The 14,675-nt window shown below is 55.0% G+C and carries 13 protein-coding genes; 5 read left to right on the top strand and 8 right to left on the bottom strand.

Translation table 11 applies throughout. The annotated features are described in order from the left end of the window. Nucleotides 1-172: 172 nt before the first annotated feature. Entirely contained in the window at nucleotides 173-1,120 is a 948-nt protein-coding gene (locus D3M70_RS25935; RefSeq protein ID WP_165869890.1) for a site-specific integrase, read from the bottom strand. 196 nt (nucleotides 1,121-1,316) lie between these two features. On the opposite strand from D3M70_RS25935, the gene D3M70_RS25930 reads away from it, so the two are divergent. Next, a complete protein-coding gene (locus tag D3M70_RS25930; RefSeq protein ID WP_120128525.1) occupies nucleotides 1,317-2,384 on the top strand; it encodes a DNA-binding protein in 1,068 nt (355 codons plus the stop codon). 225 nt (nucleotides 2,385-2,609) lie between these two features. Here D3M70_RS25930 and D3M70_RS25925 read toward each other — a convergent pair whose 3' ends face one another. Then, a complete protein-coding gene (locus tag D3M70_RS25925) occupies nucleotides 2,610-3,005 on the bottom strand; it encodes a helix-turn-helix domain-containing protein (protein WP_120128524.1) in 396 nt (131 codons plus the stop codon). A gap of 188 nt (nucleotides 3,006-3,193) precedes the next feature. Here D3M70_RS25925 and D3M70_RS25920 point away from each other — a divergent pair, with 188 nt between their 5' ends. From D3M70_RS25920 to D3M70_RS25910, 3 genes are all read left to right on the top strand, one after another. Further along, complete coding sequence (locus tag D3M70_RS25920; RefSeq protein ID WP_120128522.1) at nucleotides 3,194-3,538, top strand: hypothetical protein; 345 nt, start codon at nucleotides 3,194-3,196, stop codon at nucleotides 3,536-3,538. Between the two features lie 327 nt (nucleotides 3,539-3,865). Further along, the gene (locus D3M70_RS25915; protein ID WP_120128520.1) at nucleotides 3,866-5,848 is read left to right on the top strand and encodes an ATP-binding protein; all 1,983 of its coding nucleotides are present in this window, start codon (nucleotides 3,866-3,868) and stop codon (nucleotides 5,846-5,848) included. A gap of 143 nt (nucleotides 5,849-5,991) precedes the next feature. After that, complete coding sequence (locus tag D3M70_RS25910; protein WP_120128518.1) at nucleotides 5,992-7,413, top strand: Shedu immune nuclease family protein; 1,422 nt, start codon at nucleotides 5,992-5,994, stop codon at nucleotides 7,411-7,413. A gap of 366 nt (nucleotides 7,414-7,779) precedes the next feature. On the opposite strand, the gene D3M70_RS25905 is transcribed toward D3M70_RS25910, so the two are convergent. Then, complete coding sequence (locus D3M70_RS25905) at nucleotides 7,780-8,220, bottom strand: hypothetical protein (RefSeq protein WP_120128517.1); 441 nt, start codon at nucleotides 8,218-8,220, stop codon at nucleotides 7,780-7,782. A gap of 126 nt (nucleotides 8,221-8,346) precedes the next feature. Next, complete coding sequence (locus D3M70_RS25900) at nucleotides 8,347-8,661, bottom strand: hypothetical protein (RefSeq protein WP_165869889.1); 315 nt, start codon at nucleotides 8,659-8,661, stop codon at nucleotides 8,347-8,349. Between the two features lie 113 nt (nucleotides 8,662-8,774). On the opposite strand from D3M70_RS25900, the gene D3M70_RS25895 reads away from it, so the two are divergent. Continuing rightward, complete coding sequence (locus tag D3M70_RS25895; protein WP_120128514.1) at nucleotides 8,775-9,596, top strand: NADPH-dependent oxidoreductase; 822 nt, start codon at nucleotides 8,775-8,777, stop codon at nucleotides 9,594-9,596. A 126-nt stretch (nucleotides 9,597-9,722) separates the two neighbouring features. Here D3M70_RS25895 and D3M70_RS25890 read toward each other — a convergent pair whose 3' ends face one another. The 4 genes from D3M70_RS25890 to D3M70_RS25875 form a co-directional block, all read right to left on the bottom strand. Continuing rightward, a complete protein-coding gene (locus D3M70_RS25890; protein ID WP_120128512.1) occupies nucleotides 9,723-10,253 on the bottom strand; it encodes a hypothetical protein in 531 nt (176 codons plus the stop codon). 513 nt (nucleotides 10,254-10,766) lie between these two features. Further along, nucleotides 10,767-12,836 (bottom strand): DUF3732 domain-containing protein, encoded by a 2,070-nt coding sequence (locus D3M70_RS25885; RefSeq protein WP_120128510.1) that lies wholly within the window; start codon nucleotides 12,834-12,836, stop codon nucleotides 10,767-10,769. Beyond that, nucleotides 12,833-13,294: a three component ABC system middle component gene (locus D3M70_RS25880; RefSeq protein WP_120128509.1), complete on the bottom strand. Its 462-nt coding sequence runs from the start codon at nucleotides 13,292-13,294 to the stop codon at nucleotides 12,833-12,835. Before D3M70_RS25880 ends, D3M70_RS25885 begins: the two co-directional genes overlap by 4 nt. Further along, on the bottom strand, nucleotides 13,291-14,481 hold the full coding sequence (locus D3M70_RS25875) for a hypothetical protein (protein WP_120128507.1): 1,191 nt from the start codon (nucleotides 14,479-14,481) through the stop codon (nucleotides 13,291-13,293). The genes D3M70_RS25880 and D3M70_RS25875 overlap by 4 nt, the downstream gene beginning before the upstream one ends. Nucleotides 14,482-14,675: the final 194 nt, after the last annotated feature.

Genomic DNA, 14,675 nt, shown 5'->3' with positions numbered 1-14,675 from the left:
TGTCCGCAGCTGAGACGATTCTCAAACCTGTGGTCTTGGCCGTCGATTTGCTGAAGGCCCGACCCTCAGGAGTTTCAGGCATGCATGGGATCGAACCCGGTCAGTCGACAATGCTGTCTCTCATCACTTCCATCGGCCATGCGGACACGATCTAGTCGCATACAGTGGGCGATCATGGATTGCTCAAACGTGCAGAGGCTGATCGTACAGCCAGGCCACCGAAGGACACGCTGGAATCGACATAGCGCAGCGCCGACTTCATGTCTTTCCATCCCACGTAGCTCATCAGAGCTTTGATGTCCCAACCATTAGCCGATGCCCAGGTCGCAAAGCCTCGACGCATCGAGTGGCTGCTGTAGAGGTCTTCGGGGAGTCCTGCTTCCCTAAATATCCGCCGTAGCATTGGAACCAAGCTGTGCGGCTGGATGGCCTTGTCCGAAAGGTTTCCCCATCGATCAATACGACGGAACACTGGGCCGGTGGCGATTCCTGCAACGGTAATCCAGTTTAGATACGCCTCGACCGGACATAACGTCTTCAACGCCGGCGTCTCAAAGGTTGTCCCTTCATGTTGGCGGTCGCCCTTGGTGTACGGCAGGTAGAAGGTGATGCCTTCTCCACTGTAGGCCTGAGTGTTCTCTACTGTGAGCCTGGTCAGCTCATCCCCGCGAAAGCCACGCCAGAACCCGACAAGCACCATGGCGATGGAGCGACGATGCCTCAACAGTACTTTGTAGTCGTTGCGTGCCTGAGCGGCAGCAGCCTCATTTTCGAGCCAATTTATCGCGCGCTCCAGGTGCGTTAGCAGCAGCGGAGCTGCCTGCTTGACCCGGGCAGGATGGATGACACGTATACCCTTGATCATCTGCCGCACGTTCGGGGTCTTCGTTGGGTCAGGAAATCCTTGGGTGATGTGCCATTGCGCCAATGCGGCCAAGCGCTGCTTGAGGGTACTAATGGCGTGCTGGTCGGCGTATTCAGCGAGATACCGCACGATGCCGTCGCCGGTCGTAGGGAGGTAGCCTCCCCATGTCACCTCGAAATGCTCGATAGCAGCTCGGTAGCTTTTCTTCGTGTTTTCTCGCGTACCCGCGTTGAGGTACCGATCGGCCTTTTCCATCGCATTTTCACCACGAAATCTGGGTCGTCTCCGCATTTTGAACCGCTACGAAGCAGAGATTCGCAAACGCAAGGATCAGGAAGCCATAAACTTCTATTATGGCTTTCTAGGAATTGGCTTTCAAATTTAGTTTGTTGAGCTATCATTGAATGTAATTCCATTGGATGTAATATGATACGAAATCGTCGGAGTGATCATGGCGCGGGGCGGTATAAACAAAGCGGTGGTGCAAAAAGCAAGACACGCTTTGCTTGCGAGGGGGCTTAACCCCACGATCGATCGAATTCGAGCGGAGATGGGCAACACCGGCTCGAACACGACGATTTCACGGTATTTGCGAGAGCTGGAAGCTTCCGAGCCCAGCGCTGAGCCAACTCGCAAGCGGCTCGGAGACCAGCTCACATTGATGCTGGAGAGCCTTTTGGATCAGCTCTTGGAGGAGGGGGCCAAAGCCGCTGCAGATGCGAAAGCCGAATTTGAAATCGAGCGGGCCGCATCTCAATCCCTGATTTCCGACTTACAATCAGAGCTCCTGTCCTCCCAGCGGACAGTGGCCGCGCAGCAGTCGGCCCTGGAGATTCAGGCGGCAGAACTCCAGACTTCCCAGTCGTCCCTTCAGGCAGAGTTGACCCGTAACGCCGGGTTAAGCCAGCGCTGCGGCGACTTGGAGGTGCTGATCGTCGAAAAAGACAGGCAGATCCAATCCCTTGAGGAAAAGCATGTTCATGCTCGCGGCGCCCTGGAGCACTACCGTGAGTCGGTCAAGGAGCAGCGTGATCAGGATCAGCGCCGGCATGAAAGTCAACTGCACGAGTCGCAGGTCGAGCAACGAAAGCTTCGGGAGTCACTGGCGGTCAAGCAGGATGAGTCCACCAGACTCAACCGAGATAACGAGCGTCTGCTTGCGGAATCGCGCCAACAAACCAAGGCGCTGCACACTCAGAGCGACCAGATACAGACCCTCACTGCCCAGATACAGACTCTCGCACTGGTGGAAGCCAGGGCAGGGGCGATCATTGAGCATCATAAGTCCCAGGTGACTGAGTTAAGCGGCGAGATCAAATCCCTCAATCTATCAGCCGCTCAAGCCACGGTGCGCGAGACGGAACTGGCCAAGCTCGTAGCAGAGTTGAACGCTCGACTTGAAAAGGGTGTGACCACCCAGCCAAAGATGGACGAACAGCCATTGATCGAGGCAACAGACCAAGAACATCAGGGTACGCCGGCAGCGACAGCCTCTCATTCGAAGCGAAAAAGGAAATAGCCATGACACGTGCACCGGGCACAGCTTCACAACCGTTTGCAGATAACCATCAACTGCAGCGAGCACACGAAAAGATTACACAACTGGTCGTTGCGGGTCGTTTAACGATGGTGCTGTCCCGCAGCCCCATCAGTGAGACGCGACGCACTGCATTACCGAGCTAACGGTTAAGCCCTTCGACCCTTCACAGCCTTGACTAATTTTTGCGCAAGGAGAGCGCTGGCCCTAGCTGGCGAAGCAAAATTCAGTCTGGTGAGATGAAGCCCCTGAACCCTTCACCTTGCTCTGCGCAAAACTCTGCTGTTCGGCCCGCACCGCATCAAACGAAGCGTGACCGCTACTGACGCTTCCGACCTCTGCAAGCTCTAGTTGCAGGCGGCTTACCAACGAATCGGTAGACTCACTACTCTGCGCCCCGAGCGTCAACGCGACGAGAGTTAGCGGACTCAAAGCTAGGGGTTCACTAAGGGCGGTGATCATTTCCAGTGTGGGACTGCACTGGGCGCGTTCTAACTTGTAAATGTATGTCCGGCTGCTGACTTCAGCGAGCTGTTTCTGGGATATACCGCGAGTAGCGCGCATTGCCTTGAGCACTGAGGCAAATGCTATTTTGAGCGACATAAAAGCATTCCTGGTGGTTCATTTATTTCGTCAATTCGGAAGTGCGGATAAGGGAAGCCGCGCTCCTGAGGGGAAGGCTATCACATCGAGCGGTCAATCTTGCCGCGACCCAAGGTCACGGATTTTTTAGATGAGGCCGAGCCACCTTCAATATGGTTTCTCTGCTCACCCATCACAGGAGGTACTGCATGGATCTGGTCGACGCGAACCGTGTGCAAGTGTGGCAAGCGCTTTCAGAGTTGTTTCTGGACACAGAAATGGGCGACACAACATACGAATGGGTAGCGCAGCGCATTTCGCAGAGCGGCTACACGCTCCAGCAGTTGCAGAGCATTCTGTGGAACGAAGTTTACCCGGTTCTCCAAGGCAATCTGAAGTCCATGGTGGGCGAGTGGGCAGGATGGACTGACGAGTTTTTGGTCGAGCACATTGTCGTCCGGGAGTATGCAGCTACGGCCCCACACAACAGCCGAATAGGTGAAGAAATCAACCGATGCTGGGAGCAGATTGTGGTCAGGCTGGCGCCTCGTTGAGCGGGCATCCGCCTACCCTTGAATCGCCTGCCTCAAAGGACTCGGGTGAGCGTGTACTGGCTGATGCATTTCACCCAATTCAACAATCGAAACTTGGAGTCATTGACCTAGCAGTTCGGGTTTACGGATTCGGCCATCGACATTTCTATCAACGAATTTCAAGTGTCATGGCTGCTGTGTCGGCCCGAGGAAGGCGTGAACAATATCTTGGCTTGGGCGCATGGCAACTGGCTCAGGATTTAGCTAGACGGCCCGTTGTTGTAGGATTACGGGAGATGTCTGACCCGGGCCAATTGTTCGGTAAACACCACTCCATGGAGGAAAGCGATGTCTGAGCAAACCCGTCACCTTTCGTTGTTTGAAGAAGACTACCTTCTTCGTGAACTCGGCCCGGTTGCTCATGTGCCCCAGGTTGCTTTGACCGAGCTTGTAGCGAACGCGTGGGATGCGGGTGCCAGCAAGGTAGATCTGTACCTCCCCACCGAGCCGGGCGGCACACTCACGGTCGTTGATGACGGCCATGGGATGACGGCTGCGCAGTTCAGCAAGCGCTGGATGACGCTGCGGTATGACCGTCTGAAGCACCAGAGCTCCAAGGTCGAATTTCCCAAAGGCAGAAATGCCAAACTCAGGAAAGCATATGGGCGCAACGGGGTAGGTCGACATGGGCTGCTCTGTTTTGGTGATCAGTATCAGGTCGAAACCTGGCGTGACGGCAAGCTCTGCACATTCGTGGTGGGAACGGAGTCCGGCCCCAGCCCGTTTGTTGTTCGCTCGGAGGAGTTTGGCGAGCGGGAAGGGTCTGGCACCCGGCTCTCTGTTTCGGTCACCCGAAAGCGACCCGATATTAAAGAGATCGTGACAGTGCTTGCCGCCCGATTCGTCCATGATCCGGCATTTCAGATCCGCGTGAACGGGGTGCCGCTGACGTTGGCGAAGCTTGAGCAGCACGCTCGCACCCACCTCCTTGAATTGAGCGATGGACGTAGTGCCAAAGTCATCGTCATCGACTCCACACAGCAGAATCACTCGTCCATTCACCAAGGCGTTGCTTTCTGGGTTGAGAATCGACTCGTAGGCGACCCCTCATGGGTGATTGGCCAAGTCGCAAACTTCGATGGTCGTACACGCTTTGCAAAACGCTACAAAGTCATCGTCGACACCCAAGGGTTTGAGGGGCAAGTATTCCAAGATTGGACAGGGTTTCAGTCAACGCCGGCCGTCGAAGAATTGTTCAAGGCAGCAGCGGACTGCATCAACCAGGTTGCCAATGAGCTGGCTAACGAGGTTGTGGAAGCCGCTTCCGAAGATGCATTGGTGCAGAACCGTTCTGAGCTTAAAACCTTGGGGCAGGGCGCCCAGATGGAAGTGACTGAATTCACCAAAGCCGTGGCTCAGGCGCACCCGCTGATCTCACCGGACTTTCTCGCGACGGCCGTGAAGGCGGTGATCAATCTGGAGAAATCCAAGAGCGGGGCGTCCTTGCTTACCAAGCTGGCCAATCTCCCTGCGTCCGACATTGAGGGGCTGGATTCATTGTTGGCGGACTGGTCAGTCAAGGATGCTCTGAAGGTGTTAGACGAAATTGATGACCGCCTCAGTGTCATCGAAGCCATCAGCAGGCTGGCTGAGGATCCGAAGACCGATGAGCTCCACACACTACACCCTCTGATCCTGCGCTCCCGCTGGTTGTTCGGGCCTGAATTCGAGTCGATGGAGTACTGCTCGAACATGACGCTCAAAAGCGTCGCGAAACAGCTCTGGAAGAATGAGGACGCTTCATTCATCAACGAGCGTAAACGTCCTGACGTCGTGGTACTGCCCGACAGATCCACCGTTCAGCTGGTGGGCATCGAAAAGTTCGACCCGCAGGATACCTCGCTGGCCCAAATGCAAAATATCCTTCTAATTGAGCTCAAAAAAGGTGGATTCAAACTCAATCGGAAGGAGGTCAACCAGGCGGACGGATACGTTCAAGATATCGCAAACTCGGGCTATATCAGCGGTTCGCCGTTCATTACCGCCTGGGTAGTGGGACAGTCAGTAGCGGCGGGGGTGGCCACCACGAAGACCGTCGGGGAAGAGAAACACACCTACGGACAAGTCCGCGCCACCACGTACGGCACCTTGGTTAGCACGGCAAACTTGCGGCTAATGCGTCTGCGGCAAACGTTGGAAGACCGGTATGACAACCTCAAAACAGACGCGCTCCTCTTGAAGGTGCTGGCGACCCAGGAGCAGGCTAGCTTCGACTTGGACGACAGGTTGGAATCTGGAGCAAAGGACTCGACTGTAAAAGAGGCAGTCTGAACCAATCGCGAAGCACGCTTGTGCACGTTGGCTGGTGATCAATTTGTGCAATGTGCAAATTTTGCACATTGCTTCCACGGCTATCCGGGCAATCGACGATTTCGATCACGTCAATTTCTACCACCACTGGCATGGAGAGGGCTATGGAAGGGACTCGGCAAACCTTGCAGGACGCGTGGAATGGGGAGGAGATACTAGAGCCCAGCTTTATCACCATCCGCCGCTCGTTTGAAAATAGCTTCTGCGTTGAGCTGTATCTTCAGGTCTTCGAGAAAGTGTCCTCGGACAAATGGCGGTCTCTGCCCGAAGATCAATGGCACTGCCTGGCCAGGATTGAGCCTGGCTGGATAACGATGTATCCGATCTACACCAACCCACATACTCAGCGCTATCGTAGCCCGAAGAACGGAAACGTGGGCTGCATCATGTACAGCCATCAGGCAGCGCGCGACCTTCCAGACACTCCAGAGGATGCCGTCTTCTACATCGACGTCAGCCTCCCTCGAAAACTGTTTGATTCATGTGATGAAGGGCTAGGGTTGGTGAAACAGCTCACTCCGCTGTGGCGAGGTTTACGATTTGCTCCCGAGGTAAAAACCCTGGTCATCTCGGATGATAGTGATACCTCGATCAGCGGCGGCGCGGTCTTTGTTAGTGAGGCGCGGGTGGATGAGTGTCGCAGAACGTGTATGCGGATTACCCGGGCCCGGAAAAAGAATGAAATGTCAGCGCAACTGCACTGGGTAATGAGCCAAGTGTTTCCGACGCTGATGCCCAGCGTAGTGTTTGAAGGCAGCCGCCCCGTGCTGGCGAGCGAAACGACAGCACGTAGAGCCGGTAACGCGATTGCACAAGCGGCCGTGCGAGCTCGGCGTCACCAGCTCAGGGAGGTCAAGGTCGGCGTTGAGATGCTGGCCAAGGAAGCACCACGCGAACTTTTCGAATTGCGCGCAGAGATCGAACGGGTCACGCTGGCTGTGATGATCGAGAAGTTCGAGGGCATGCTTGGCCAGCCCCTCAGTGAGGCGCACTGGCAACAGTTCTTCGAGGCCAACCTCTTCATCCTGGGGATGGTGTTCGCGCGCCCAGTGGCGCTCTTGCACACCCAGTTCCATGCCCGCGGCTCCATGATCAGTGGGGCTGGTGCCCACATAGGAGACCTGCTCTTCTCACAAGGACGCGAGCTGGCCATCGTGGAGATCAAGAGCCCTTCCACCCCACTCATGCAGAGTAGGCCGTATCGCAATAGCGATGTTTTCGGCCCTCATCTGCAGCTCAGTGGAGCAATTACTCAGGTACTGCATCAGCAAGGCCTGATGCGCACCAACTGGCTGTCGCATCGGCAAACCCCAATGCTGCAAGACTTGCAGCCTGACACAACGAGGTGCGTGGTCATCGCGGGTACAAAGCCGCCTGAAGAGGGCCGCCGGCGAAGCTTCGAGATATTCCGCAACGCCTGCAAGGACGTGGAGGTCGTCACCTTTGACGAGTTACTGGGCAAGCTGCGGATGCTGGCCGAACACCTGGCACCTGCACAAACGGCCGACATTCCAGATGTTTTCTGAAAGGGCCTCACCAACTCTTCAACGGAGACGCTCAAGTTCGTTGCCGGAGGTGGATAGGGCCAGTGGGTCGTGCGCCTGAGTGGCATATCATAAAACTGCCTGAATCAGCTCCCGTTCTTATCCACGCCATGTGAGTAGTAAACCCGCAGGAAGGGGCGGACAACAGACAGTCCGACGTGCATCGCATCTGTGATCGACAGGATCGAAGTTCTGGGGTTGTGGATATTGAGAGACTCACTCCTAGGCCAAGCGGCGAGGTCGTACTCAAGATCTCTGATCTGGGTCGACCCAACCTAACCATCTAGGAGAGTAGGGTGACTGGCCTCTTCCATGGGCGATGAAGGCAATCAAGCGTGACCAGGTAAATCATCTAGCACTCTGAGAGTTCAGAGGATCATTGATCCAGCATGCCACATCAGCTTCAAAGCCATACGCGCAGAAGTCTAGGTTGGGCCAATAGTTCTGGTACACCTCATAGTTGAGTGCGACTGCGTCTGCTCGGTTCTCAGCATTTATAACGTGCCATGCGCGGTACATCCTGCACTTCCAGTCAGTCTCCTGCACCAACAGGTGTGCTGTGTCCCATGACCAGCCATCTTTCAAGAGTGTATTCACGAAGAGTTCCGCAGCGGCATTTGCACAGCCAACGTCTAGCGCAATCATCCTGTCGAGAATCGAATAAGAAATGCCAATCGCCTGGAAGATGGATACCCCCTGGCTGTCTTGCTTGACGCAGGGCTGCGGAAGATTCGGGATGTTGTTTAGCTGCGGGATGATAGCGAAGATTGTCACGGTCGGAGTGGTCACGGGCGCTGCCTTTATTATTGTTTTATTTAATGATGCATGTGGAGCGAGCGTTGCCGCAACACATGAAATGATGTCTTCCTAGGCAATCCTTCGATGAGGCAATGAGGGAAGCAAAGCGCGCGTTCACTACAGGACGGTCAACAGCTTTTCAAGCTGAGCATGTTCCCAGGTGCTAAGAAGCTCAACAGGGTCAGTACCGAAATGCTGTGACGAGTCGAAGGTATAGGCGCGACCTTCTGGGCCAAAGCAGCTATCGCAGTAATCGAGAGTGTCGCAATCGTTGTACAAAGTGATGACCCAGCCATCTACTTCTACAGTCATCAAGCCGCAGTAGATTTCAGTCCACGAGTAATCACCCAAGCGGCGCATGGTGCGAACGCCCAAAGCGATGTCTCGAAGCACCTGATAGGCCTCGCGGGAAGTAAGCGGTTTTGCAGACAATCGAAACGAGCCTTGTGGGACTGTGTCGGCCCCATGGTATATGAAACTTCGCGCGGGAAGCGTGTCGCACTGCGGGCGATTTGGTAGCCTCGGTCTCTATTTGGAGATCTCGAATGACAGTCACCGCCCAATCAAAACTGGCTGCCCGCTATGGCGCCGCGGACATCTCACCCCTCAAGCCCTGGAACGAGACGATCGATCAGTTGCTCGACCATCGCGGCGTTCGTGCCTTCACTGATCAGCCACTGCCTGACGGCACCATAGAGACCCTGGTCGCCGCTGCGCAATCAGCGTCGACCTCATCAAACCTGCAAGTGTGGAGCGTTGTCGCTGTTCAGGACAGCGATCGGAAAGCGCGTCTCTCGGTGCTGGCAGGAAGCCAGGCCTACATCCGTCAGGCGCCTCTGTTTCTTGTCTGGCTTGCCGACCTATCTAGGGTCGCCCGCGTGGCTGAGCAGCAGGGCGTAGAGCTCGAAGCAGTGCCTTACTTGGAAAGCCTGTTGCTCGGTACGATCGACGCCGCCTTGGCTGCTCAGAACGCCGTGGTCGCTCTGGAATCTCTGGGACTAGGAAGTGTGTACATCGGCGCCATCCGAAACGACATTGTAGGGGTGGCCAAGGAGCTTGGGTTACCCCCGCAGGTTTATCCCGTGTTTGGTCTCTGTGTCGGCCATCCATCTACCGAACGTCCAGCACAAGTGAAGCCGAGACTGCCGCAAGCCGCGGTGCTTCACCACGAGACTTACTCGGCCGAGGCAGATGTGGAGGCGGTAGCTAAATACGATGAGCGCCTGGGCGCTTTCTACCAGCGTGAGGGCATGAAGGCTTCCGGGTGGTCGGAGCAGGTGGTCAATCGGCTTCGTAGTGTCTCAAACCTGCACGGGCGGGAAGAGCTGGTTGAGGAGCTGAAGCGGATGGGGTGTGGGCTGCGCTGATCGGCCAAGCGTGGTGATTTCTGACGTGCATGGCTCGCTGTTGAGACTGAGGTTGCTGCAGGAGCTTGAGAGTGCAGGGGGTTAGCGCCCCTGCAGCTCGTTCGCGTGCGGCGGCTCGTTCGAGTGTTAGGCTGGCGAGTGGTCAGGGCTCTCGAGTTTGAAAATCAACTGAGGTCGGGCAGGGCTGCCGACATAAGCACATATGTTGAACTCAGCGGGATCGTCGTAGGCGCTAGCGCTAGAAACCCATTGCGAGGCTTCCTCATCAAAACCTGGGCTGCAGAAATCGGTGTTGGGCCAGTAGTTGTGCAGATCGCCGTAATCCAGCTGTTTAGAGATGGCTCGCTCAGCGGCCCCGATGACGCACCAGGCGGCGAGCATACGGGTTTTCCAGTTCGGCGCCGTGAGTATGTGAACCGGGTCATAGGAGTCGAAACCCAAGGCTGCAACCTCACCATCAAAACCAAATATCGCGCTGATTGAGCGACCTGGATCTGATTCACCTTCCGCGAGCGCATCTACCCAACATAGTAGATAGCCGAGCGCCTGAAATCTGCTGAGCTTGCGGCTTTCTTTTTTCTCGGTTGAATGATCTGCGACTTCATAGTCGCCCTTTCTGGACGTTATGGTGCGGAAGGTTAATATTGTCTGGCCCATCTTGTGCGTCCTTCTTATTACTGTTCTTGTTGTTTTTATTCTTATCAGTATATGAAGGGAGCAGTACTGTTACTACCATTAATAATTTATATTTTTTTCGAGTCAATGTTTTTGAGGTTCGTGATTTTGTATATCGCGAACGTTGCCATTGGCAATAGCGAACGATATGTGATGTATATCATGTGAGTCGAATAGTAGGCTGGATTGATCGTCCCGCCTATAGCCCTCATGCCATCTTGAGCCTGAAACATCTGAGGTACCCCATTGAAACCCGCAAGGGAAAGCTTTGAGGCTAAGAGTGCACGCGTTGGAGCGACGTAGGGCGACACTAGGGCTATGCCGCGTATCGAATGGCATGAGCAGGCGCGCCTGCAGCTGCTCCAACGGCGTGGGTTATATTATGCGGCCGACGCTCGAATGCGATGGCCAAGCTTGTTCGTCTACCCCGAACCTCACGCGTTAGGGTTCGCAGGTGCTAATGATCGACAGTGAAGGGAGAGGCCGTCGCCGTCGTTATGGCTCGAGTCGACCTCGTTGAGCATCCTGGCTGACCTCGCCATCGGCAGCTGCCCCTGCTGGGGGAGCTTGATCAGCGATGAATCCGCGATCTCGCCAGCGACGACGAACGAATGAATTGAAGTCGTAGGGATCCTCAAGATCCAAATTATCTGCATGGTCTGAGACGATGACTTGGGGCATCAATCCAGTTTCTGCCTCTGTTTCCACACAGAACTCTGCCAGTTGACTGAACATGTTGTTCACTGCCACCAGATCTGCATCTTTTTTGTCGGATCTGTTTGCTTGCTCAGAGGCTTTCGTAGCCTCGAATGTCTTGTCCTTGTCCAACGCGGGGAAGTACACCTGAGTAGGTTGGTCGAGGAAGAGAATTGGGGGGATCTTGCAGTCTTGCTCGTGGTGTCGCGCGAATTGATAATGCAGCGCCATGAAGAGCGCCAGATGGGAGTAAAGCCAATTAGCGCCACTGCCCATGGAACGCAGGTATACACGCTTCTCGTCGCTCTGTTGGTACCACAGCTCGAATGTAGTGAGGTCAAATTTCAGCTTGCAGGGGATGTAGGTTTCTTCGAAATTGAACCTGTCGCCATATCGAGCAAGCGCTGCATCAATTTTTTCAGAAAGGGCGGCGACCTTGGTCTCTAGGTCGTAGGCTTTGATCAAGCGTTTGAGCTCCTTCACCTCTTCCCTGAGCTTGAGCTCTTGCTCGCTGAGCTCGATGCCCGATTTCAGCTTTTGATTCCTCAGTCCGATCTCAAGCTCCACCTTGATTGAGATTGCCTGTTCATTGGGGTTCTTGGTCGTCGTGAGTTTTTCAAGCTCCGCATCAAGGGGGGCGATGGCAGCCTGAATTTTAGCGAGCTCGTCGTTGTATTTACCGATCTGCTTGATGAGGGCGCGTTCTTCGTCGGCGTAGCTCTCGACGGCATAGCTTGAGAGGGTTAGCTCGCCATTGAGCCAAGTAATGGCGTCGAAGAGTTTACCTGCCGCTACAGTGGGTAAATCGGTGTGAGAGTCACACATCGGACAGTGAGTATGTGAGATCTGGGTCGATTTCGGCGTACCATCCGCCCGCATAGCCTTGGTCAAACTTTTCGCGGAATTTATCGATTCACGCACCTGAGCGAGTTGTCGGGTAGCTGCCCTTTTCTTAGGCAAAATCACGGCAGCTGCATCCTCATGCGCCTGACGTTTTGCCTCAATCGAGTCCGACTGGAAGTTGATCCGCACCGCGCGTTGAGAGATTTCTTCTAGATACTTATGGGGTTTGGCGTAGAGCTCATCTGCCGTGGCGGTGGTGAGCGGATGGCCAGCCAGGGCTTCGTAGGTATCAAGAAGATGCTGGTAGTGTTCGACAACCTCTGCCTTTTTCTTTGCTTCACGGGGAATCTGGTTCTGGATCCTCTTAAGAGTCTCCTCGGCGACATTCAGCTCTTTGACTTTGTCAAAGTAGTCCTCGTGGACGAGCCCCATCAGAATTTTGAAATGCGCGATGGCTTGCTCACGCTTTTCCTTCTCATCAAACCGATAAAACACCGCATGCTTGTTGGCGACCAAATTTTGGTGCTGGAGCATGAAGCTTGCAAATGTGCGGATTGAGGGTGTCGGGGATTTCGCCCCAGGAACATTCAGCCTCCACGCCTCCTCATCCACATTCTTGAGGGTGATGTTGAAATATCGGCCGAGTTCTTTCTTGAAACGTGGCTCAGGATACTGGTGCCGCTCCTCGGTAAACCGCTCTGGGGTTGCCTGTAACGCTTCGAGCAAAGCTTGGTGAGTACCTGGCCATTCTGTAAGGTAGCAGCCACCATCCGAACTAGTACGGGCCGCCACCAGGAGATGGCTCGGGAACTCAAGCGCGATGAGATAGATCTTCGCCCGTTCGGTGATGCGCCCCACGGGTATCGTGTTTTCACTCGCGCCAAGGCAAAAATCGAAGATTTCCAAGATCGCGCTTTTGCCCGTGGAGGACGCGCCGGTGATGATGTTCAGGCCACGCTCGAACGGGACGTGATGTAGCTGGTCTTGAGTATCAACTACGCCGATGTAACGCAGAAAACAATTCATAGTGATTTGAGCCCTAACATCCTGTAGATAGTAACGATGTGCTCTGTCCCAAAGACGGTAGCGAGGCGTTCAGCCGCCTTCATGATCCTTGGATTGGCGTTCTCTGCTCTGTTTTCATCATGTAAGGTCACTCCCATCCGCTGGTCGAAGCCCAGACTTCCCTCGGCGGACAGAATCAGCAGGCATTCGTTGGTCAGTGACTTCATTTGCTGGACTCGCTCGACCAGCCCGGCCAACCTCTCGCGCTTTTCGCACATGGTTCGCAGCGAGCTGGTGCTCTTAGCCTTGTGAAGAAACTCTTGGGTCGGGGGATACAGCACCAGCGGGAGAATGAGGTAGCTCAGCAGCACGTCCTGTTCCGTGGTCTCTCTGTTGTTGTAAAACTGGTAGATGATCGGCGCCAGCGCGATGGGCGATCGCTGCAGCGTGTAAAGATGGTCGACTGGGCGTGGGTTCATTCGTCCCATAGCCTCCAATGAAATTCTTCATCTCGGGTGCCAGGCTCCTCATCCGCCAGCAAGTGATAGATGCCGTTTCGAAAGGTTTGAGGAGTGTCCTGAAAACTACACAGGGGAGTGACTGGGGCGGCGCAGCTCTGCGAGAAGAACTGGCGGGAAGCCGCCAGCTTCTTCGACCTGTCTGAATTTGAGTCGAGGTTTTCCATGGCCGAATCTCTCGCCCAAAAAGCAGCCTCGTGATGATTGTGCTGGTAACGTGAAATGTCATCTGGGCTGACAGAGCAGTCCCGGATCATCCCTGAGACGTGCTCGTGCGCCTCAAGCAAGTTCAAGGTGGCGCGCGATAAATGTTTCTCCGCCCCGATCTCGATCAGCTTGCGGGCAAACCGCCGGCTTCGCAGGTGAGGCTCAGCCGCCTGACGGCTAATTAGCTCGGTGTTGATAGCGGGGAAGGTCACCGGGCCCACCATGTGCCGTTTGGTAAGCTCCTGAAGCTTGGCGTTGAACTCTCGCCCTTTGATTTCCCAGCCCTTGGCGATACGGGTGGCGTCCATCATGAAGCCGAACAGGTCATTGACGTAATCGTCTTTCCGGTTGGGGTTGATGCCGCCCAGCTTCTCTTTTTTATACGCCGCGATAAGGGCGGCCAGGTTTTGCTGCTCTGGCAGAATTCGAATCTTGGGAATTACGGCGAGGAGAGACTCTCGTGTCTCTTTGCTTAAGACAGCTTGTCGTTGCGAAGTAAGCTTACCTCGCATGGGCGGAGTACCGTCAGAGGGCGGCTTCGACTCCTGCTTACGTGACTTGCGCTTGCCTATCGCCGCGTCGATGGAGGTGAGCAGACCTAGGCGCTGGGATGGGTCGCTTTCGTTCCATTGACTCAGCGTTGATCTACTGCCGAAGCTCTGCGTCGTCAGCAGGATTAACTCCTCAAACCGCCCATGATCGAACGCTGGCTTGAGCCAGTTGTGCAGCGTATTCCAGAAATTGGTGTGCCCGTCTGTGAGGTCGTCTTCCCACATCTTGACCTCTATGGCGCCCTCCCTATCGACGGCAACATCGCCAAATACCTCAATCCAGAGAGATTGATCATCGTCGAGCTTATGACAGTACTCGATGGCGACATGGATCTGGTACTTGATGGCTTCGAAGAGCTTTCGGGCTTCAAAATCGATTGTTGACTGCATGGCTAACCTAGCGGGTGCCCGAAGCACACCTCATTATTGTTGCCATGAGGACGTTCGGGGGATGGTGAATCCGAGGCTACTGCGCGGCGGCTCATGCATATTACCGTGACCAATGGCAGATGGCCATTTTGGATCCTGATTGAGCTGCCAGTTTGGCCATTGGAGTACGCCAAGTTACCACTGTGCACTCGGAC

It is taken from the genome of Pseudomonas sp. LS-2 (assembly GCF_003605735.1).
Taxonomy (GTDB): Bacteria; Pseudomonadota; Gammaproteobacteria; order Pseudomonadales; family Pseudomonadaceae; genus Aquipseudomonas.
The sequence above is the reverse complement of the archived record's forward strand: the minus strand, read 5'-3'. Positions and strand labels throughout refer to the sequence as shown.